The sequence below is a fragment of the Candidatus Odyssella thessalonicensis L13 genome (assembly GCF_000190415.1).
GTDB lineage: Bacteria > Pseudomonadota > Alphaproteobacteria > Paracaedibacterales > Paracaedibacteraceae > Paracaedibacter > Paracaedibacter thessalonicensis.
Window position 1 is genome coordinate 102053 of the sequence record NZ_AEWF01000005.1, and the last position, 21244, is coordinate 123296.

17 protein-coding genes and 2 pseudogenes are annotated in these 21244 nt (G+C 37.8%); 11 read left to right on the forward strand and 8 right to left on the reverse strand.

Annotated features, from left to right (window positions below; translation table 11 throughout):
* Positions 1–9 precede the first annotated feature (9 nt).
* The 3 genes and pseudogenes from HMO_RS17065 to HMO_RS17365 all read left to right on the forward strand — a co-directional run.
* Positions 10–177 carry a hypothetical protein gene (locus HMO_RS17065; RefSeq protein WP_175282108.1) on the forward strand — a complete coding sequence of 56 codons (168 nt, stop codon included), beginning with the start codon at positions 10–12 and terminating at the stop codon, positions 175–177.
* A 417-nt stretch (positions 178–594) separates the two neighbouring features.
* Complete coding sequence (ltrA, locus tag HMO_RS14560; protein WP_010301934.1) at positions 595–2130, forward strand: group II intron reverse transcriptase/maturase; 1536 nt, start codon at positions 595–597, stop codon at positions 2128–2130.
* 58 nt (positions 2131–2188) lie between these two features.
* Positions 2189–2338: pseudogene (locus HMO_RS17365) on the forward strand (IS5/IS1182 family transposase); the annotation flags it as partial.
* 104 nt (positions 2339–2442) lie between these two features.
* Here the strand turns inward: HMO_RS17365 and HMO_RS0109315 are convergent.
* On the reverse strand, positions 2443–3648 hold the full coding sequence (locus HMO_RS0109315) for a hypothetical protein (RefSeq protein WP_010301941.1): 1206 nt from the start codon (positions 3646–3648) through the stop codon (positions 2443–2445).
* Positions 3649–3946: 298 nt separating this feature from the next.
* On the opposite strand from HMO_RS0109315, the gene HMO_RS0109320 reads away from it, so the two are divergent.
* On the forward strand, positions 3947–4552 hold the full coding sequence (locus HMO_RS0109320) for a DUF6088 family protein (protein WP_010301945.1): 606 nt from the start codon (positions 3947–3949) through the stop codon (positions 4550–4552).
* Positions 4536–5564 carry a nucleotidyl transferase AbiEii/AbiGii toxin family protein gene (locus HMO_RS14565; RefSeq protein ID WP_175282109.1) on the forward strand — a complete coding sequence of 343 codons (1029 nt, stop codon included), beginning with the start codon at positions 4536–4538 and terminating at the stop codon, positions 5562–5564. The genes HMO_RS0109320 and HMO_RS14565 overlap by 17 nt, the downstream gene beginning before the upstream one ends.
* Positions 5565–6031: 467 nt before the next feature.
* Here the strand turns inward: HMO_RS14565 and HMO_RS14570 are convergent, their stop codons facing one another.
* Both HMO_RS14570 and HMO_RS17680 read right to left on the reverse strand, forming a co-directional pair.
* Positions 6032–6835 (reverse strand): Tn3 family transposase, encoded by an 804-nt coding sequence (locus HMO_RS14570; protein ID WP_083821285.1) that lies wholly within the window; start codon positions 6833–6835, stop codon positions 6032–6034.
* Positions 6787–7422: pseudogene (locus tag HMO_RS17680) on the reverse strand (DUF4158 domain-containing protein); the annotation flags it as partial. The pseudogene HMO_RS17680 and the gene HMO_RS14570, both read right to left, overlap by 49 nt.
* 362 nt (positions 7423–7784) lie before the next feature.
* Here HMO_RS17680 and HMO_RS0109345 point away from each other — a divergent pair.
* Entirely contained in the window at positions 7785–8369 is a 585-nt protein-coding gene (locus HMO_RS0109345; RefSeq protein ID WP_010301953.1) for a recombinase family protein, read from the forward strand.
* 132 nt (positions 8370–8501) lie between these two features.
* On the opposite strand, the gene HMO_RS14575 is transcribed toward HMO_RS0109345, so the two are convergent.
* A complete protein-coding gene (locus HMO_RS14575) occupies positions 8502–9188 on the reverse strand; it encodes a tetratricopeptide repeat protein (RefSeq protein ID WP_010301956.1) in 687 nt (228 codons plus the stop codon).
* A gap of 648 nt (positions 9189–9836) precedes the next feature.
* Between HMO_RS14575 and HMO_RS0109355 the strand changes: the two genes are divergently transcribed.
* Positions 9837–10091 carry a hypothetical protein gene (locus HMO_RS0109355; RefSeq protein ID WP_139016864.1) on the forward strand — a complete coding sequence of 85 codons (255 nt, stop codon included), beginning with the start codon at positions 9837–9839 and terminating at the stop codon, positions 10089–10091.
* A gap of 250 nt (positions 10092–10341) precedes the next feature.
* On the opposite strand, the gene HMO_RS0109360 is transcribed toward HMO_RS0109355, so the two are convergent.
* Positions 10342–10530, reverse strand: coding sequence for a hypothetical protein (locus HMO_RS0109360; protein ID WP_010301963.1), 189 nt, complete (start codon positions 10528–10530; stop codon positions 10342–10344).
* Positions 10531–10862: 332 nt separating this feature from the next.
* Between HMO_RS0109360 and HMO_RS17070 the strand changes: the two genes are divergently transcribed.
* The gene (locus HMO_RS17070; protein WP_010301967.1) at positions 10863–11012 is read left to right on the forward strand and encodes a hypothetical protein; all 150 of its coding nucleotides are present in this window, start codon (positions 10863–10865) and stop codon (positions 11010–11012) included.
* Positions 11013–11111: 99 nt separating this feature from the next.
* The gene (locus HMO_RS0109370) at positions 11112–11633 is read left to right on the forward strand and encodes a hypothetical protein (protein ID WP_010301969.1); all 522 of its coding nucleotides are present in this window, start codon (positions 11112–11114) and stop codon (positions 11631–11633) included.
* A 278-nt stretch (positions 11634–11911) separates the two neighbouring features.
* Here the strand turns inward: HMO_RS0109370 and HMO_RS15255 are convergent, their stop codons facing one another.
* The 3 genes from HMO_RS15255 to HMO_RS17075 form a co-directional block, all read right to left on the reverse strand.
* Positions 11912–12229 carry a DDE-type integrase/transposase/recombinase gene (locus HMO_RS15255; protein ID WP_010301972.1) on the reverse strand — a complete coding sequence of 106 codons (318 nt, stop codon included), beginning with the start codon at positions 12227–12229 and terminating at the stop codon, positions 11912–11914.
* 448 nt (positions 12230–12677) lie between these two features.
* Positions 12678–13817 (reverse strand): ATP-binding protein, encoded by a 1140-nt coding sequence (locus HMO_RS0109385; protein ID WP_010301974.1) that lies wholly within the window; start codon positions 13815–13817, stop codon positions 12678–12680.
* A 368-nt stretch (positions 13818–14185) separates the two neighbouring features.
* A complete protein-coding gene (locus HMO_RS17075) occupies positions 14186–14344 on the reverse strand; it encodes a hypothetical protein (protein ID WP_010301976.1) in 159 nt (52 codons plus the stop codon).
* A 697-nt stretch (positions 14345–15041) separates the two neighbouring features.
* Here HMO_RS17075 and HMO_RS0109400 point away from each other — a divergent pair.
* On the forward strand, positions 15042–17138 hold the full coding sequence (locus tag HMO_RS0109400; RefSeq protein WP_010301982.1) for an F-box protein: 2097 nt from the start codon (positions 15042–15044) through the stop codon (positions 17136–17138).
* Positions 17139–17335: 197 nt separating this feature from the next.
* Complete coding sequence (locus HMO_RS0109405) at positions 17336–21187, forward strand: hypothetical protein (protein WP_010301986.1); 3852 nt, start codon at positions 17336–17338, stop codon at positions 21185–21187.
* Positions 21188–21244: the final 57 nt, after the last annotated feature.

The window sequence follows — 21244 nt, forward strand, 5'->3', positions numbered from 1 at the left end:
AACGACCCCGTGCGACACGAAGTCGCCAATAAGAGCTGTGGTGCTCTTAACTTTAAGAAAATACCACCATCGATGCTGCTGGATGAACCTACGATCCTGAATCAAGAGCGGATCGGACAACGCAGCGAAGCATGTAAATGCGGGATTCAAAGCGCGAGCCAAGGATCCTCCTGGTAGCCGAAACTAGGTGAGCGCTAGGTAGCTGATATGCCGAAGGTATCTGAACCTGTGACAAAAGACCGTGATTTGCAACAAGGGTAATGGCTGAGCCCCTTGTATAGGAAACCGGAAGAAGTGAAGGGGTAAGCTTCTTCGCAGCCGTTAAGGTTTCCCGGTCTCTAGCAGGCGGCTAAGTCAGCATGCTCTTATGGCGAAACGTGATAAGCCGGTAGAACTTCTCTTTTAACAAGGGAGGACAGTCAATCGTAAGAAAGACCTATGGTTTTGCCGGTAAAGGATGCTCGAGAAAGCAAAGGCCTCTTTGTAATGAAGGGGATAAGGGGTTAAACGTCACCCGGCACGAAAGTGAGCCCACTTCGAGCAGGTCCTCAATGGTGAGAGAATTTGGAGAATCAAACTTATGAAAGAACGCAAATGACAGCGACACAATCGACTGGTGCCCTTTCAACAAAAGCCGATAAATCATGGTCCACATTAAATTGGGACCCGATCAAAGCTTCTGTCTTTCGATTCCAAGTGCGTATCGCTAAGGTAGAAAGGGAAGGAAGAAAAGGCAAGGTGAAAGCCTTGCAACGGCTCCTGACCACCTCGTTTTACGGTAAATGTTTAGCCGTAAAGCGAGTCACAAGCAGCGCGGGCGCTAAAACGCCTGGCATTGATAATGTGACCTGGAACACTGATCTGCAGAAAATGCAAACTGTAAAGAGTCTCAAACGCAAAGGCTACAAAGCCCAACCGCTAAGACGCATTTATATCTCGAAGAAATCAGGAAAAGGCCAAAGACCGCTTTCCATTCCAACCTTGAAATGTCGAGCGATGCAGGCCCTACCCCTCTTCGCCATAGAACTCATTGTCGAAAAACGAGCCGATCCGAATGCCTACGGTTTCCGTATAAAGGGGTCGACTCATGATGCGATTGAACAATGCCTTAACGCACTGGGAAGAGCAAAATCAGCGACATTTGTGCTCGAAGGCGATATTCAGGATTGCTTTGGTCAAATCAATCATGATTGGCTTCTTGCAAACATTTCTATGGACAAACAGATCCTCAGGAAATTTCTCAAAGCAGGCTTCATGGAAAATGGTCACCTCAACCCAACAACGAAAGGAACTCCACAAGGATCGGTGATTTCTCCCGCACTCACGGTTCTAACTCTAGCTGGTTTGGAAAACAAACTCAGCCCAACAAGCGATTACCAAAGAAAAGCCAAGAAAATTAATATCGTTTCCTTCGCTGATGACTTCATCGTCACAGCGGCTTCAGCAGAGCTTCTTCAAAACGAAGTGATGTCAAAACTGGCAGAATTCCTGAAAACTGTTGGACTTGAGTTATCGACAGAGAAGACAAAGATTACACCAATTGGAAAGGGATTTGACTTTCTTGGATTTACAATACGAAAATACAAGAATGGCAAAGTCCTCACCAAACCCTCAAAGACAAATATCAAGAGATTTCTAAAAGAAATCAAAATCTTTATCCGCAAGGGGGCAGCATTGCCAACAGATAGGCTAATCCATGCGTTAAATGAAAAGATAATGGGATGGACAATCTATTACCGCATCGTGTCATCGAAAGTCTTCACTCAAATCGACCATGAACTCTTCCAAGCCCTTAAACGGTGGGCACTCAAAACGCACTCCCGAAAAGGCATAAAGTGGATTATAAAACACTACTGGAAGAGCCATAAAGGTGATAATTGGCGTTTCTATTGCTTGATAAAGGATAAAGAAGGGAAGAAGCAAACCCTCTTTCTGAAGCGTGCAATAGACACCAAGATTCGCCGTCACATTAAAATTGTCGCAAAATCTAATCCTTTTGACCCTTTTTACAAGGATTACTTTGCAAAGAGAGAATTGGAAAAGCAACGCCGCCGTAAACTCAGTTACGACACTGAGCTGACCGGGCTGAAAATCATTCAGCCTTATGAGGGCTTGAGCCGTGTGCCATGAAAGTGGCCCGCACGGTTCTTAGAGGGCTGCCCAAGAGTAATCTTGGGTGGCTACTCGACTAAAAAGGTGCAGTGCCATTGAATCGCATATTGGCCATATGAAAAGTGAGGCCAAGTTTGGCCAAAATTATCTCAAAGCCCAGCTTGGAGATCAGCTTAATGCAATCCTAGTAGCAATTGGGCACATACGCCTTATCCTTAATCACTTAAGGGTTCTTTTTGTTCTAATCCAGCAAGCAATTTATAGGTTAACCTTCTATCGGACTGTAACCTCTTATTAAATTTACAACATGTATCCTTACTTCAGGGACGATTAGCTAACTACTATTTTAAATTTTTCTACGTTATCTTCTAAAAATGATGATTTTATTAAAATAATAGGCAGTGTCTTTCTTAGATTAATAATTTTTTTTAATTCAATAATTTTTAGAACTGTTTTCGGGTGATCATCTGTATCCTCTTCTGATGCTGGAGAATTGTATATATTGTCATCCCGAAGATATCCTTCATAAAGATAATTAGTCGCATAACTAGACAAATTATATTCCTTCTTATTAATTTTTACTTTGCCCAGCACATACGTATTGTGAAAATAAAATATAATGTTTTTCGGTATTGTCGTCCCCTTTACTGTTATTTCACCTTTCTGTTTGATGAGATCTTTAATACAGTGAGAACATGGTTGATACCAGGAAAAAAAACGAATACCACAACTAAGAACCTTTATTTCTGTTTTACTCCCATTTTCCCCCTCATCTTCACTCTCATTTTCTTCTGGTTGAGGCACAAGCTTATCAAAAAAAGCGTCTTTAATGTGATAAAGAGCACTGGGTTCGGTATGCCCACAATTTTTTGTATGATCTGTATCTCCATTTTTACACACCCAACACTTACCAGTGACGTCAGATTTCTCACCTGTACATGTGATAGGAAAAATATCTGGTTCTCCATAAAGAACAGACCGATGTCGAGTAAAGTAAGCTATCCGATCCGTATTTGAAATCTGGGAATTAATTTTTGTATAAAAAACAACTTTCTTTGCTTGAACTAAGTTTCCTTCGTCGTCAAATTTTAATTTTCCTTCCTTCCATTTTGCATATAGAGGAGATTCGCTAATTCTTGTCCTACGCGTATTTCCAGTGCATTCTTGATATATAAGGTATAATGTCGAACATAAATGATTATATTGTCCATTACCACTTGCTGGGGATAAACCTTTTATTATTTGTAGAATGGTAGCAGCATCTTGGGGGAAGTCTGCTTTTTTATTTACCTTAGAGCCTAGATACTTATATAAAGCCGCCTCTGAAGAAAATTCTACCTCTTGATTGGTCTCCTCATCTTGATATATCTTTAACTTTAGATTCTTTAAAGATTCTGGATTTTCTATAACCTTTTTAAAGGCCTTTCTCTCAGAGTATGTTTGGTATACTTCACAATACATAACAGATTCTTCGGCTGCTTCTACGGATGGTAAAAGTGCTAAACATAATGCATAGAATGTTAATAATATGTTCATAATTATTTCTTGTTTTTAACTTTTTTCTGTATATCTCATTCAGAATATCTAAACTAGAAGTAGAAGCCCCTTATGTCAGTGTAATAATTAATTTATTATTCACTCAGTTATTAAGGCATAGCTCCAAAATGAGTAGCTGTCAGAGCAAGTCTTAAATTTTGCAATTATTTATGTGTTTGTTAAGCAAATATGTCGGCTTTACTTCCTATCTTTAGACTACCACAACAGAAAAAATTTTTCTTTAGGTATTGTTTTTTGTAAGTAAAAGTACTATTTTTAATTACAAAGGAGATAGTTAATGAGTGTTGCTCGGCAGATAAAAGGAATCATTAGCCAACTTCCTCTAGGTTCAGTATTTTGTGCGAATGATTTTGCTGATCTAGGAACCTTAGGTAACATTGATGTCATATTTCACCGACTTTCCTCTCAAGGTTCTATCAGGAAAATTGGATATGGCCTTTATGATCGGCCGAGAAAAAGCCCTATATTAGGTGATCTAAAACCAAATATAGATCAGATAATCTCTGCGTATGCGCGGAAGATGGGGCAACTTTTTGTCCTTGACCCTTTGAATGCAGCTAATGTATTAGGAATTACGACGCAAGTTCCTTCTAAACTTGTCTATTTAACAGATGGAAAGACCCACCATATTAATGTGTGCGGAATAGATATCTATTTTATTCATAAATCTCCCAAAGCAATTGCTGGCGCAAGCAAACCTATCGGTATTATTCTGCAAGCCCTCCGCTATATAGGATCAACTAGAGACGATAAAACTCTCCAGAAAATTGCTGCCAGATTGACTATACAAGATCTCAATGACTTGCAAGAGATTAAAAATAAAACTTTCAGAAATATTGGCCCCCAAATTGATCGGATTCAAGAAATTGCCACGCTTCACTAGTTTGTCTATTGCAGAACAACAAGAAATAATACTGCGCACGGCAGAGCATAAAAAGATTTCTCCTCTTCTTATTGAGAAGGATTATTGGGTTTGTTGGGTCTTAAGAAGACTGTTCAGTATTAATATTGCTTCCTTCCTAACTTTTAAGGGAGGAACTTCTCTCTCCAAGTGTTTTGGAGTTATTAAACGATTTTCAGAAGATTGCGATATTACAATCGATAAATCTCTTTTCATAAAAAATCAGGAAGACACTACCTTATCCCGAAAGCAGTTCCAGAAGTTGCTAGATATCACGGATGAAAAGGCTACAGTGTTTATACATCACGACATATTGCCTAGATTAAGCAAGGTCATTAGCGATAATCTACCTAGCCAGGCTCACTGGGCCCTAGAAAAAGAGGAATTGGAAGCAAAGAATTTGAGATTTTATTATCCATCAGCTCTGGTTCTTAAGGAGTATCCTTATGTGAAGAAATCAGTTCTTATTGAAATGGGTGTCCGTGGCGAGATTTATCCCTCTGAAGATATGGAAATTACAGCATACATTGAAGAGGTGTTCTCCAATATTTTAGAAAAAGAGGCCATTCTAATAAGAACACTCTCCCCTATTAGGACGTTCTGGGAAAAGATCACATTATTGCATGCAGAAAATAATCGGCCCTCTGACAAGAAGCTGGGAGATAGAATTTCGAGGCATTACTATGATGTTTATCAATTGCTCCAGACGGATATCCCAAAGAAAGCTTTATCAGATTTAGAGATCCTCTATGATGTAATTGATAACAAAGCAAAGTTTTTTCGCTCTTCTTGGGCTCACTACGAAACAGCTGTGCCGGGGACGCTTAATATTGTTCCCCATGAAGCACTGCTAGCTAAATTAAAAGTAGATTACCAAAAAATGAACCTGATGATTTTTGAAGGGATTCCAGATTTTCTGAAAATAATTGAGACAATTTCTCAATTTCAAGCTCAATTTAATACGTTTGCAACCAAAGAAGAATCCAACTTCTAGACGGTAATCAAAAAATTTTAATATAATACTTAAGCTTTTACATAAATCCAAAGTTAATAATTAATTTTTTTAGATAATAAATTCACCCTTATACCATAAAATAATGAGAAAATTTAGAAAATCAGTGAGGAGATTATTTTGCTTTACTATCTACAAACCGTAGGCTTTAGCAGAAAACTTTATACTTTGTGCAAATCTGTTTCTATTGCTTCTTTGATCTTATTTCCTATCTCTAGCCATACGATGGAGGAAGGTGAAGGATTTAAGCTTGGTGAACGGGGAGGGCAATGTTCCTTAATCTTTTTACACACTGCACCTCAACATGTTGATTTCCTTAAAACAGCACTTTTATCTGCGCGAAAAGAAGTGACAATTATATCTCCTCAAATAAGTATTAAAGCAATACAGAGCCATCAAATCTCTCAAGCTATTCAAAGGGCTCAAACTAATGGAAAAAGGGTCATAATTTATACTGACGCAAAATTGGGTCCATAATTATTAAGAGGCTTTGCCGTGATTTTATGCCCCCCGTTTTTAGATAGATTCATGCGGCCATTTTCGGGGGGTAAAATTCCTACAGAATCTTTACGTTTTTCTTCAGAGAAATCGTATTCACCAAGCATGTTGATATGCGCCCATGTCATAATAGAATGGCTGTAAATAATATTGAGTAATTGCTCTTTTTCCTCCTCGTCGATCATTCTTTCCAGCTTATGGGTAAGATAGAGGTAATTCCAACAGATAATACAATTTCTGATCAGACGATTGCATGCTTCAGCAACTTCCTGCTCTTCTTTCTCGGCCTGCGTAAATTCGCGTGGGCTGCCAATGGCTACGGCACGGGTGAAACGATTGGATAACTCTACCTTGTTTAGCTGTTTCTCAATTGCCTTCCGTAATTCTATTTCATCCAGATAACGGAGGATGAATAAGGATTTTATAATCTGACCAAAAGCTTTGATTGTCTGGTACAGAGTCTGTGGCTTGGAATAGGAATTAAGTCGCCTGAATATATCAGATGCGCTATTTTCCTTTAGTTTGATGGTGGTGACTAAACGCAAGAAATCATCCCAGTTCTGGTGAAGCAGTTTCTCATTAACGTAATGGTCTGGCACAATTGTCCAATCTTTTCGCTCCTCTTTGCTGTGATGTTTAAATATATAGAGCTGCTTATTCTGCAATCCTTTCAGCCGTGGAGCAAAGGAAAACCCAAGCATATGAGTCATGCCGAAAATAGCTTCACTATAACCATGTGTATCCGTAGAGTGGATATCACTTTTGACAACATCACACTACCGGCATAATAGCGAACCCCCGCGTGCCCTAATTGAAGTATGTTTAATGCATCAGACAATTTTCTGTACAGTTCTTCAATGACATGAAAATCTGCTATGCATTCCCGAACTTTGGCGGGTTTTGTAGATTGGGATAGTCTTTTCAATAATGTTAGTCGGTAGCTTTGTTCTCCGTAATCTCGCGTAAACAAAGAATCCAAAAGTACCGATGTTTCAGGAGCTAGCTTATTACTCATTCGCGACATCAGAGCCTGTTTATGGAATTGTAGCGATTGACGTATCAATTCACATATCGTCCCTGATTCCGGAAGTGTGATGCGCTTTTGGATCAGGATGTCGCTGCATCTATCAAAGATTAATTTGGGTTTCAAATAGTGCGATGACATCGCGTCGATCTCATGCTTAATCATGGCTTTGGAAGTTTTATTAAATGATTGAAACCCATAGTGTTCAACTATGATTTGCTGATGCCTTATCCTACTTACCTTTTTATAAGCATATGTGATAAACTTACAAACAGAACAGTTAAGTATATTTGCTACGACGGCAATATCCCTCTCGTAAAAATCTTGTGGTAAGAAGAATCATCTCGCTGCTCTGAAATATCCGCACAACAATAAGAAACCTATCTGATTGGTTGGATTTCGTAGCTACGCGCTAAATCCAATAATTTCTTTGGAAAATCAAAAAACTGTTTTCGCTGTATGTGATCAAATAATGGGGGTTTATTAAAATTCTCCTGTTCCTGTGTGGTCAATATTTGCATTCTTGGCCTAAACTATATCCCCTAATGAGAAGGATTATAGGTGTTCAAAATCGAACGGTTTTGGACATATCTTGCTTGCCTGTCCAAAAATTACATTGACGCACATTAGTACATATGAAACATTTAGGACATCCTTTTTAATACGCTTTATACCACATTATGCCCCGTACTTTTGCTTATGCTCGTGTTTCCACCATGGAACAAAATCCTAACAACCAGATAAAAGAAATTCAAGAAGCTGGGTTTGTTATTGAGCCACACCGAATAATTACTGAAACTATATCCGGATCCATGCACATTTCACGGCGTAAAGGGTTTAGGCGTTTGTTAGATAAAATGGAAAAGAGAGATATCTTAGTAGTCACTAAGCTCGATCGACTGGGACGAGATGCTATTGATGTAAGTACCACTGTTGCTAAGCTTGAAAAAGTAGGAATCAAAGTTCACTGTCTAGCACTTGGAGGGGTGGATCTAACCAGTTCAGCAGGAAAAATGACTATGGGAGTAATTAATGCGGTTGCTCAATTCGAGCGAGATCTGTTAATTGAACGCACACAAGCCGGCCTTGCTAGAGCCAAATCAAAGGGCAAAACTCTCGGTCGCCCCAGAATTCTCTCAGAATTACAAGCAAAGCAAACTATACAGCAATTACAAGAAGGCAGAACTATTGCAGCTATTGCAAGAAACTTTAACACAAGTCGACAAACTATCATGCGTATCAGAGATACTATCAACCCTATGTAGTCTCAAAAATAAAAGATTGTCTTGGGGAAGAATCAGCCTCGTACAAGCCTCTGAAACACGACAAGAATATATTCGGTGCCTAAGGGAAGCTGATCAGGGTAATTATGCGGATCTTCTAAGATTTGCAGTAAGCTAAGGGGTAGCCTCTTTAATATCTTTGGCAGCTTGATCGGAACTTTCATCGGCAAGCTTTTTCAAATTATATTCTGCCCAAATAGCTCCATTCTTTGCTGCTTGCCTTAACCATTCCATCCCTTCATTAAGAGTTTCTGGTCCTTTCCTTATCAGATATAACCCAAGTCTATTTTGCGCTTCTGCATGGCCTTTACTACTCGCCTCTCTTAACAGGCGAAGTCCTTCAGCTTCATCTTTAGCCACTCCTACCTTTTCTCCCATTAGCAGCAGGTTAGCATAACGATACGAGGCCTCAAGGTCACCCGCTTCTGTAGCCAGTTTGAATAAACAAGCCGCCTGAGATACACTGGGTCTTACTCCTCGGCCGATCATGTAACATTGAGCAAGATTGAATTGAGCATTACTACTTCCATTAATTGCAGCCAGAGTATACCAATAAATAGCTTGCTCTAAATTACAAGCTACTATACATCCTTCGTCATAGTAGTATCCCAGATTAAACTGGGCATCCGCATTATGAGAACGAGTGGCCAACTCATAGTTATGTAAGAAAGATTTCCTGTCTTCTTGATCTTGACTAACCCACTTAATGTTTAAGGGAGGCGGAAGAGGAGAAGGAATTTCACTGGAAAATACTGGGACCAGCATATAACCCATAATTAAATAGTTTTTTAATAGATTCATAAGCTTTACCTATATAATGTTCACAAGAAATTAAAAAAGGCTCAGAGAGTCCATATTATATCTTCAATACATTACATTATAATCCATTGTATAGCAAAAATTAGTAACTAGGAAATAAGAGTTTTGGATTAGAATCATCTGTTATAGTAAAATTTTAAAGCGACAACTAAGATGCTTTCTCGCTTATTTAACATAAGCTTTACTATAAATTTTTTAATATAAGCTTCTCCTAGCGCTGCTCTCCGCTTGAATTACCCATAAAATACTTCGTATATAAGGGTAATTTCGTGTTAAAACTTCTTACCGACTTGAAGGAACGTTTTATAGGATCGTTGGCTATGGTTAAATTCGCCTGCACACCCAGCTGTTATATACAACCTGTAGAGGCTGCAAAACTTCCAATATCAAGTATCTTCTGGGTTGCAGACCGCTCTCTCAACTCTTCTTAGGCTGCTGGCTTTAGCTCCATCCTTAGGCTTTTTTAAAAATGACGGGTAGGGAGGCCTGCGACATTAATAAAATTTATTTTTATCGTTTATATAAGTATAATTTATTATTAATGTATTGTTGTTCTGGTATATTTTAAACCGAATTTCAAAAAGGAGATCTGTAATGGATTATAAAATATATACATTCAAGACATCAATAATGACAATCTTAGCCCTCGGAACAGTGTTAGCAACCGAAGAGGACAAAAAGGAATCAGAATCGAGGGGCAATACCAATACACAGACATCCGTATCATACCCACGTGTACAACCTCGGGTCGAACCTCTCAAAGAATTAACCCCCGCTCAAAAAGAGGGCCTCCCCCCCGAGGGTCACCCTGATCGCAGAGAATTAGAGGAGATATCGAAACGTGATATACCTTACTTTAAGGCTCTTGAAGATATGGGAGAATAAAATCCACAAAGAAAATAATATCTGTAGACTTTAATCCCCCGGGCTCCCAAGTCTGGGCCAGTGATATCTGGTCCCAACCCGAGATAGTTGCGGGGGACCTGTTGCAAAAAACTGAATTTTCTTCAAGCTAAGTTAAATTTGGAGAGAATTCGAGACTATCCGAAACGCGGCGGTATTGAGAAAAACCAAGGTTTTTCAAGGTAATATTTTTTCTCTAAATTTAAGAGATATGGTCACATGATGTTGCTCATCATTTAACATAATTAAAGATATCCGTCTTGCCGGCCTTGAGGTCAGCCTCAACTTCTTTCAAACGCTTGCCACCAATTTGGGCAGCGCCAAAGTGAGCCGCGGTATCGGTGACCAGATTGATGCCGGCTTCTTTCAACTGCTCACGCCAGTTGCCATAGACAATGCCACTGGCCACAGTGTTGGCCATGCCCGTATTCAAGCTTTCACAGAAGGCCTCTTACACGGGTCGTGTTGCAGAACCCCCAAAAATGCACAATCTGAGTTTGAACATTCCACGTAACCCCTTGCTATAATTGAGGTGTGGATGAATCTTATCACTCAAAAATAGAAATGAAGATCCTACCAGGTAAGGCATAATTAGCATGCACTATAGCATTAACAAGAACCTCTCGCAGCGGAACTTTACTGACATGAATCCCAACTACTACCAGCTGAGGCTGGTAGGTTGAAAATCTAGGCTGGAAGCCGGTATCAGTCTAAAGACAAGTTATCTTCATTATTGTTTTTAAAAGCTTTGAAATGCTGGTTGATATAATTGTTAATGATATCATTAGTAACATTTCCGCATTTGGTGATCCAGATGATATGATAATGGTAGAGCGTATGAGGACCCTTGGCGTAACTCGAGATCATTCAAAAGTTGGGGGTCATGCCGCTAAGGTTAAATGATCAAAGTTGGAGACCATCCAAACTTTGAGTTGTACGATTTACTGAAGCAGTGTTATATATTTATATATAATAATATTAAACAAATATTGGAGTAAAATCATGAGTTTTAAATATATTATTATTGGTTGTTTATTATTTTTTTCCTCTGTATCAACTAGTAGTGAAATAGAAAATAATGAACTGAATTTAATTAAAGCAAGCAACCTTACAAAAGAAATAGAAGAAGATATCGCTGATTATATTAATGATATTGCCCCTACTAGAGAAGTGGAATACCATAGCCCAGTGGAAAAATGGAATCATTTTGAAGGATGGATTGGTAGTCAAGATGGATTAGCAGTTGTTATCGTAGTTCCTATCAGAATTAATCTTTGGCCACTTTGTTCAGTTCTTGAACAATATGTAAAATATTTTAATCTCAAACATAAAAATATTATAAGATTTAGGGGGAGTGGTTTTGTTGATGCTTATTTACTCCCCGAATCTCAAGAAAAGGCTTTAGTGTATTCACGAACAAACAATTGCGATGAGCCTTATGAATCTATCCTTTTTAAGAATGAAAGAGTTTTACAATCATTTTTAGAGGATGTGTTGAAGTTTAGAGACCAACGTAATAAATAAGATTATTCAAATCTTATATAACCAAGTGGCTTTGTGGCTTAAATAAGTTTTTAAAGTAAAGGTGGCCTTTAGAACGGCTTTTTTGGTTCCGTTGCAACTTCGGAATGAGGTGATTTAAGATTTCAATCGGCCATGAATTGGGCAGAATTTAGGTGTAAACATTAAAAAGCCGATTGAAAAGCTAAACCTGATCTTGAAAGCTTTTTGTTAGATAAATTGTTTGCTCTTTGAGCATCATGACCATAGCTTCAACTCCCTTGAGCGTTCGGTTAGCCGTCTTAAACGATTGAAAGCCTCATGAGTCGAGTACGGCATTTGATACGCCGATGGTCTTGTTCAAGGATGTTGTTGAGGTATTTAACTTGCCTATGCTTGACGCCTTCGTCCAGACACCCTTCTCTTTTTAATTCTTCGATAGTTGTATGATAAGAAGAATGCTTATCTGTGGTAATAGAGGACGGCCTATGCTCACTTTGCTTCAACAACTTCTCTAAAATTTGCAACGGAAACTGTCCATTTCTTATTCCTCTAATCTCTACAACAACTTCACCGAAACTCTTTTCTTCTGTTTCCCCCTCATTTTTAATTCCTCCCATTGAATTATCAGGATTTAAAAACTAAGGAGGGGAAAGAATATCGTGATTTCATATTAGCCTTTATAAAACTATTCTCTATTTAACATAAGATTTATTATGTATTTTTAGCTTCGAGATGTACGATAAGACTAGTACAACGATTGTGAAAATGAACATGATAGCTGTAATTAGATAATCTATTTAACTCTTTTGGGCAATGGGTCATATTTTTCTTAATAGCGGATTCTCAGTAGCTTAAAGCAGAGCTTAAACGTAATTCAAGTGTAGCAGTATTATTCTCCGTAAGTAGTAATGAGAGCGCAAATAATTCTGAAAATGCAAGATTTGAATAGAGAGGCAGGCCCCTTGAAGTATGCCTTTAGAAGGCTCGCATATCACATTTATTTTACCAAAAATTCTAGCTCTGTTAATTAATGTTTTTATGACCCTTGTAAGGGCAGCGTTATTTCTAACTATTTTTAACTAGCCTGATGGTATCGCTCAAACTCTGAACTTTAACATGTTCACTGAGGGGGTAAGATCGTGCCCCAGGTGTAATAATGGTCAGATGATCTAACTTTAGATCTTCTAAAGCAATGTGCATAGACTTTGTGATCTTAGGTGCTTCAGAATATTTGAACTCATAGCCGAACCTTTGATCACCTTTAATGACTAATAAATCAAGCTCAGCACCTTTTTCTGTAGCCCAAAAGTAAGACTCATATAAGTCGTTACCATAGGATTGGATAAGATTTTCTAAAGCGTATCCCTCCCAAGAGGCGCCACATTTAGGATGTCGGCAAATATCAGTCGCTGTAATTCCTAGTAAGGTATGAAATAGCCCACTGTCTCGAATATATAACTTAGATCTTTTAACCTGTCGCTTTGAGAGATTTTCATGCCACGGCTTAAGTTGACGGATCATAAAGCATCCCTCAAGGATATCCATATAGCGTCTAATTGTTTTATCGTTCATATCTAAAGAACGAGAAAGTTCTGAAATATTTGCGATCTGGCCATGATAATGGGCAAGCATGCTCCAAAGCCGACGCATATTGCTGGACACTGTTTGGATTCCCATCATGGAAAGATCTCTTTCCAAAAAGGTCTTAATATAATTTACTCGCCAATTCTCACTTTGAGAGTTAGAAGAAGCTAAAAAGGATTTAGGGTAGCCCCCCCGTAGCCAATGCTTCTCCATATCATTTATTTCCCATAAGAGAAATGGAGGTAACTCGATATAGGTAATGCGTCCCGCCAATGTTTCACTACTTTGCTGAATTAGATCTTGAGAAGCACTTCCTAATATAAGAAATTTTTTGTCAGAGTTATCTGCCAGAAACCTTAAATAAGGAAAAAGTTCAGGACGCCGCTGAATCTCATCGATAACAATTGTACCTTGTAAAGGAGCTAAAGCAAGAGAAGCCGACTCTAAAATTGCCAGATCTTGAGGATTTTCTAAGTCAAAGAAATGAACGTGGGATAAGCCTTGTGCATAAAGTTTAGCTAATGTTGTCTTTCCCGATTGACGAGGCCCTAGAATGGCAGTCACAGAATGAATCTCGAAAGCTTCTTGAATCTGATTAAGATAGTAATCTCTTCTTATCATAAATATCCTTATAACGCGGATAAAACAAATTATTTATTATCGTAAATTTACCATATCACCACCAAAATTACGAGGAACTTTTATGGATTAAATATTTTCTCTCTTTCTTAGAGATCTTCCTATTCTTGTGGAGACAGACTGCTTATTAATTTATAGATTGGCGTATTGCAACTCTACTGAATCAAAAACTGGGCCGAATTACATAGAAAGGAGTATGCCGTAACATTCTTAAGTTGCCGAAACATACTGTTTAACGGTTAACCATACACAGGTATATGTATGCTCTTTATTAGCTATTAATTTCTTACCATCGAATATTAAAAGATCATTTATTAAAGTTTCTTCAGCTACAGGCTTACTCGGATCTCCTAGAATGGTCCTTGAATGGATTTCAAAGGATGAATGCTTTGCTGAAATCGCGGTGTATGGAAAATAATTGTTCTCTGGAAACTTACTTTTCCATCAAAATTGTAAATATAATCAGAAGCCATCCATATAATATCTTGATCACTCTTAATGCTTACCATCTCTATTTCGCTTTGCTTAGACGTTACTTTAAGAGATTTCTTGCCTCGTAAGTAGCTAGCATCCGGTTTGGCATTAGTAAATTCAAATCCCTTACTTAAATTATAGTGTCAGGCTAACAAGCTTAAAACTTAAAATCTTTTCCCAGCTTCGCCAAGAGCTTCTCGAAGTGGATAAGAAAGCTAAGACGCTTGATTAACGCATATTCAAGTTTTTCAGAAAAGCGAGGTCTTCTAAAGGATTAAACAGGTGAAAGGCATTAGTCCTTTAACGGTTACAGCTTTGGCCGTTGCTATTAGATAGATGGGCAACTTTAAAAATAGCATCAGTTATCGCGCCCTGAGAGAAATGATGAGCGGGCAAGGAGCAAAAGCTGAAAAGCTTGAGAAGCGGTATGAAAATAAGGACGATTCGCTAAATTATACGGAAATCCATAAATAGTCTTAGTGCCTATAGGTGGTTTTTTCAACCATCCCCCCAAACAACTGACCTTCAACGTGATGCTTTCCTCTAAGCTGGTGGCAACCCTCGGTATATTCCGGAAGATAAAGCCAAGAAGGCCAAATATAAACAATTTCCCTTTAGATAAACCCCTTTAACGGCACTTCGAAGCAGCACAATGTTATTTTTATCTTTCAGATTACCGACAAAGTGAGATAAATATTATAAAATTAAAAAACAAATTAATGAAACTTAAAAATGAAGCAAGCCTCTAAAGTACCTTTATGGCGTAAATTAGTAACATATTTCACAGTTGCCTGCCTTTTAATGCATAACTTAGTGGAAGCTATGGAAGCAGATGAAGATCATGATTCGTGTAATTGGGTAACAGGGAAAAATCCTTATGGCATCTCCAATCCAATTTCTTGGGCAGTATGTGGCAATGAATCTGAAGGAGAAAATCGTGAGGAAGAAAGATTGGACGAAGAAGAATTTGAGGAAGTAGATTATGAAAGCAATAATATAGAGGATGTATTGCTAGAGTATAACACAGTTCTCAGCAATGAGATGATTACGCGTATCCTTAATTTTCTGGATAAAGAAACTTTAAAAAGCATGAGACTAGTTTCTAAGCGTTATCATGATTTAGTTGACGATTTTGTTTACAAGCCTGCTTTAAATTATAAGCCTTTGGAACCAGCAACAGAGGATTATAAAAAACTTGTGCAGAATTATTACCTCACCCTACCCATTAACTCTTACCTTATAATAGAAACCTTTAAAGGGAATGTTCCTCTTTATAAACAGAAGGATGGTAAAATCGACCTAAAAGCGATCTGGCCTAATGAAACGCTGCCTTGTTCTTCAAATGAATTGTTTTCAAAGATAACAAAATTTTTAAAAATAAAAGCGAGCAAAATAAGGAGAATGCTGCCTTGTACCTTTTATAGAAGTACTGATAAACGGCAAACAGTAAATCTCACCAAAGAGGAGCTGGCAACTAATGTCTTATATGAGCGCACATGCCAAGGAGATTTAGAAGCATATGAGGCTTTAAAAGGTAAAGCCGCTGAAGATCCCTTAGCTACAGGCTTGTTACTCCGTTATCTCGCGCTAAATGGAAAATATCTCCTTAACTCCTTAGCAGTTTACAATACTGCCCAAGGATACTTAAATAAATATAAGGATAAATTGCTCGATCTAGCCAGCCAAGGACATCCTTATGCGCTGGACATTTCAGCTACCATGCTTAGCTTGCCTGAAACAGCGATGACTCACGCATCACAAGCAGTAGAACAAAACTTGTCGAGAGCTAATGAACATTTGGCAACATTAGCATCAAATAAAGCAAATTTTCATTTATTGCGAGCTTTTAAAAATGGATCCCTTTATGCCGCTCTTAAGCTAGCAGCAAATGTCTCTATTGATGATGAACCTTTATCATTAGAGATTCTTAAATATGCTGCCATTCAAGGAGATCGGGACGCTCTTGCAGAGATAGGCAGGTATTATGAAAGAAATAACCAGCCAACAATAGCTTTCTTATATTATCGGATTCTCGTCTTAGAAGATCATGTTCTAGGATTCTATAAACTTGGAATGCAGTGGTTTAAGGAATGGACAGGAAGAAGAAACGATTACCGCCTGTCACTACTAGCCGAGAAAGCTCTATACATATCTCTTGATCATTATCAAAAACTTTCATCCTTAAGCCTGAGTAAATGGACTCATAAAAAAGATCTACAGGACAACCTTCACAAAGGTTATAAAAGATTAATCTGTTTATGGATGAGACAGGTTAGTAGCAAGCACTATTACCGTCCTCCAGTTTTGAACTCAGAGATAAAATTAGAACGCCTACGTGTAAAGCTTGAAAGTTTTGTTTGGCATCCTAATAAGAGGAAGCAAGAAGGCGTCGAATTATTGTTGAAAGTTGCTAAAAAGATAACGAGGTATAAACTAGATAAGAGCAGTACGAATAAGTTAGAGTATTCTCAAATCTTATCCTCCATATGGCTATGTTTATGGAGGCTCTTAAAGGAGGAACTATGTAACATTCGCCTACTTCCCGCGAGTGATGAATTCTCCCTTCCCTATCCTAAGAGCGTGGTAGAAGCTCTTGAGGCCTCCTTAGAGCCGCACTATAAATATTTAAAAAGGGAAGAAATTATTTTTAATAAAGACCTAAATGCTTTCCAAAGAACGCATTTCCTTAATCATTATCTCTTTATATCATTGATCTCATCAAGAATGGATAAAAACGCTATTGAGAGAAGTTATCCTAATTATCTTACAAGTTTTTATAATTTAGCCAAAATTTTTCATAAAAGAAAAAAAAGATTTTATGGCAACTAAAATCTGTAATTCTAAGCTCCTGGGACATACTGTTATTTTCCCCTCATATTAATGAGTCAAGGCAGGAAGTTGAAGCGTTCCTCCATAAAAACTCAGAAGCTTACAAATTTATTATATCAGTTTTACAGCAAGAGTATGCCCTTCAGCTCGTCAATAATTTATCAATAGCTAAGCTCTCTCACCGTCTCCGGAACCTTATGCTTTACACTCTTAGTAATTCAGGCAGAGGGAGTGAGAATGCTGTCTATATAATTGAGTCAGTTTTGAAATTTCTCAAAGAAAAAGCAGCCTTAGAGCTTGCAGCAGAATTTAATAAGCAGGACAATAGGAATACAAATGTTTTAAAAGATGTATTATTGTGTGCTTATTATGCGACTCAATGCCAGAATAAGAAGGCTTACGAGCATGCTTTAAATGCCCTTAGATTGGGGCGTTTCGATAATATCCTAACCCTTTTAAAGGCATCATGGATAAATATTGAATTTAGAGAAGAATTTTTTCGTAAAGCCCAGCCTGAATTGGAAGAAATGGTAAAGCATTATCGCATTACTCTTATCGATCCTGATATTCTATCTTTCCTATCAGCTTGCTTTTTTTCTGGAACTGAGTTCCTTCCTAAGAGTCTTATCAAAGGGTATGAGTGGTATAGATATGCGCTTCAATATGGAGCACAGAAAGCTCATCATACCCTAATTAATATTCTACAGATTAATAATAGGCTAACAAATATTGCTGGCATTAATGTTATTGATTTCTATAAGCATCTGATTGATATGAATTATCCGGCTTGCCATATTGCCCAATTACATTTAGCTCGCCTTTATCTCGAGAAAGTGGACGGAGGAAAAGAGAATTATAAATTATCATTCAATTACCTAACTAGCTCTTTAGCACATGAAAAAATTGGTACTAAGAGAAGACAAAACTATCAATGGAAAAATGCTATTGGACAGGAGGTCCGATATTCCTTTGAGCACATGGAGAGATTTCTTCTTGTACAGCTCCAAGATAAAAGGAAACCTTTATATAAAAGAGGGCAAGCGGCCTATAATCTAGCTTGTTTGCATATGTGGGGAGGCTACCAGAAAGAAGAGTCAATATATAAAACCTTATATTATTTTGGTTTAGCTCTTAATATGGGGATTACTCATAGTGATTTCTTTTTAACTGTCATAAGGTATCATTTAACTGAACTTTTGGGCCATAAAGAATTCAGGAGCCCCAATCCTATAAGAGGATGGTATCGAAACGCTCTAGAGAAATTAATTACTTCTCATTCTGAAGAAATTCGAGCAACTTTAAAGATTCCTTCTCCTTCACAGCTAACAAAGAGGGCCCTTAAAGAAATGGATCCCATTTTTAATACCTATTGCAAAGAAGGACTTGCTTATACAGGCTTACTTCCCGCCCTGTGTTATAAGTATGGTATTGGAGGCACTACTATAGATATAACACGCTCAATTGAATGGTTACGGAAGACAGCTCCCCATGATAAGTTTGCTGATTTTATTTTTAAAAAAATGTACCCTGCCTTCCAGATTTTACAGGAAAAAGAATTAATAGAACTTAATGAACGCAGATTTGACGCTGATAGTAAACTTCGAATTTGTTTTATTGGGGGGGGGATAACAGCTATTATAAGTGCCCTTTTGGTGGCTAGACTAGAAGGAAAAAATAATAACCCTTTATTTGATGTCCATATATTTGAAAAAGAGCCTCAATTATTAGATGGAGCCAGCAAGCTTATCTCACGCCTTCACCTAGGAGGAGAATATCCAAAAGATGAGAAGACAGCTCGCCAATGTTTATTGAGTGCTATCCTTATTCGGCAACTGTTTCAGACTGAGCTATTTTTAACTGAGCGCAAATTTATAGATTTCTTACTCGCAGAAGCAAGTCCTGGGACGCCTAGAGAAGAAAACCACCTCACATTTGATGATTTATTAGAGCAATATAAAAATCTTCAGCAAGACTATCAAGTTTACTACCAAATATTAGAGCAGGAGTGGCATAATCAAACGGGTAGCAAATTGTTTGGTTTACCTGAACACTTTGTCAATAAACTTTCCCCAGAGCAGATTGAAGCCTTAGGCATAGGCACCTGTTATAACGCTGGGCTTCATACGCCTGAACGTGGATTCCAGCCAGTAGGAATGGGCATATTACTAGAATACCTCCTAGGTCAATACAAAAATATTACTATTCATCGGTCTTCGGAAATTTCTCATATTGAAAGGATAGGTGAGCAAGGATTCCGATTGGAAGTTTCTCCCCAAACATCCGTACCATATACTTTTTATACACAGTATCTAGTTAATTCAGCATGGGCAAGCGTTCCTTATATAAACTCGCTAGTTAAAATAGGCTCTGAAGGAGATAAAATGGATAAGCCGAAAACTACGACTATTTATCTGCGTAGTATGGCTTTAATTGATATCAGTCGATGTGAGTTACCTGAAGATAGAAGTTTTTTTGGATTAATTGGCGAACACGGTGGCATGCTTTCTTGCTTTAATTCAAGAGTGGCAAGCCTTTTCATTCCTGGTGAGGACCTATCATATCAAGGAGAATACACTTTAAATGAAGATAGCCCTTTAACAAATAATCTTCCTGATGAAGCAAGGGAGGCATTTAATATGCTCTCATATGACCAAAAGAAAAAGAAGAAAGTAGCTAAAGCTATTCTGGCAAATGCCGTAAAAAAATATCCTCCTTTAAAGGAGGCCACCGTTATCGACCTTATTACGCGAACAACACTTACTCGTGATGCAGAAATTCATCAACGTCAACATGATAATGTACGCTGGGTTGATAGTGAGCTGAGATGTTTAGAAGCCTACTCTCCGAAAGGAAGTTTTGCAATTTTTACAGCCCTGCAAGTTATTGCTCGTCTCTCGGAACATCGTGATATAGCATGCCATATGAAATCGCTTAATAAAGAATCCAGAAAATTCTTGAAAACAATTAACAAGGGAATAGATTTTGAAGATAAGAGTTTTATTCGCAAAATCGCTAAACTTCCCGCAGACTTTATTTTAGTTAAAGAAGACACTAATTTGCCTTCCCCTTTAGAGTTAGTGCAACTTGCCCGAAAATATGAATTTTACAGAAATCTTCCCTTTACGTTGTTTGAAGAGCATACAAAAGGATTTAAAGCAAACATGGGAATTGCTGAAAAATTCAAAGCTATTGAATGGGGAGAAAGTATTGATCTGCAGCACATAGATTTAACTGCTGACCTAGTTGAGACACTTATAGATCAATTTAAAAATGGCAACATTAAACATTTAAAACTTGGAAAGATTACTATTGATGAACAAGAGAGTGATGAAGGCGATGAAAGTGGTGAATATAATACAAGGAGAAAAAGTACTTCCAATCTGATAACCTTAACGAAGAACCTCCTTAAAAAGGTTTCTTCTATCACCTCGTTGCAGAGCTTAAGCTTAAATCAATGGGATCTAAATCATAAAAATTATATCCCCTCTTTAAGAAAGCTTTTAGCAGGCCTAAAATCTTTCACTTTAAGCAACGGCTCTCTTTCAGAGGAATTGGTGGGAGGGATTCTATCTAAAGATTTTAAAAATAGTAACCTTCAAAGTCTTACATTTTCTCAGCTTACCGATTCATCGAATGCAATTCATACTGTTATTGGGCATATAGACTTATTCCCTAACATTCAGGAGTTTAGTGTTTTTCCCGATTCTCTTAGTCTTAAAGACTTAGAAATAATGATTAAAAAACAGCGCTCCTTAAAAAGGCTATCCCTGAGAGGAGATTTAATGTCCGCTGAATCTGCTTCAGCTTCAGGAAAGGAAATTGATAAGCAATTAAAGGGAGCACTGAATTTGTTATTAGCAATTGCTAATGCCAAGCATTTAGAATATGTGGATATAAGAGGAAATAAAAAGCTACATTTATGTCAAAAGGGCCTGGATTATTATTTCGACATTACCTCTGCTATAGAAAGTCCTCTTGCTGCTCCTCCGAGTAGTGATTATTTACAAAGAATCACAAAGGCAGAAAAGGGAAAAGAGAAGAAAGAATAAAGAATTATTGTTGAAAGATACTACTAGACTAAGAAGGGTGTTAAAAACAGTTATGTG

What these genes read in the sequence shown, in the direction of transcription:
- HMO_RS0109345 (WP_010301953.1), top strand. Translation starts at nt 7,785, where the DNA reads ATGCCCCGTACTTTTGCTTATGCTCGTGTTTCCACCATGGAACAAAAT.
- HMO_RS0109355 (WP_139016864.1), top strand. Translation starts at nt 9,837, where the DNA reads ATGACAATCTTAGCCCTCGGAACAGTGTTAGCAACCGAAGAGGACAAA.
- HMO_RS14575 (WP_010301956.1), bottom strand. Translation starts at nt 9,188, where the DNA reads ATGAATCTATTAAAAAACTATTTAATTATGGGTTATATGCTGGTCCCA.
- HMO_RS15255 (WP_010301972.1), bottom strand. Translation starts at nt 12,229, where the DNA reads ATGGGAGGAATTAAAAATGAGGGGGAAACAGAAGAAAAGAGTTTCGGT.
- HMO_RS0109370 (WP_010301969.1), top strand. Translation starts at nt 11,112, where the DNA reads ATGAGTTTTAAATATATTATTATTGGTTGTTTATTATTTTTTTCCTCT.
- HMO_RS17070 (WP_010301967.1), top strand. Translation starts at nt 10,863, where the DNA reads ATGCTGGTTGATATAATTGTTAATGATATCATTAGTAACATTTCCGCA.
- HMO_RS0109385 (WP_010301974.1), bottom strand. Translation starts at nt 13,817, where the DNA reads ATGATAAGAAGAGATTACTATCTTAATCAGATTCAAGAAGCTTTCGAG.
- HMO_RS0109360 (WP_010301963.1), bottom strand. Translation starts at nt 10,530, where the DNA reads ATGGCCAACACTGTGGCCAGTGGCATTGTCTATGGCAACTGGCGTGAG.
- HMO_RS17075 (WP_010301976.1), bottom strand. Translation starts at nt 14,344, where the DNA reads ATGGTAAGCATTAAGAGTGATCAAGATATTATATGGATGGCTTCTGAT.
- HMO_RS0109320 (WP_010301945.1), top strand. Translation starts at nt 3,947, where the DNA reads ATGAGTGTTGCTCGGCAGATAAAAGGAATCATTAGCCAACTTCCTCTA.
- HMO_RS0109315 (WP_010301941.1), bottom strand. Translation starts at nt 3,648, where the DNA reads ATGAACATATTATTAACATTCTATGCATTATGTTTAGCACTTTTACCA.
- HMO_RS0109405 (WP_010301986.1), top strand. Translation starts at nt 17,336, where the DNA reads ATGCTTTACACTCTTAGTAATTCAGGCAGAGGGAGTGAGAATGCTGTC.
- ltrA (WP_010301934.1), top strand. Translation starts at nt 595, where the DNA reads ATGACAGCGACACAATCGACTGGTGCCCTTTCAACAAAAGCCGATAAA.
- HMO_RS0109400 (WP_010301982.1), top strand. Translation starts at nt 15,042, where the DNA reads ATGAAGCAAGCCTCTAAAGTACCTTTATGGCGTAAATTAGTAACATAT.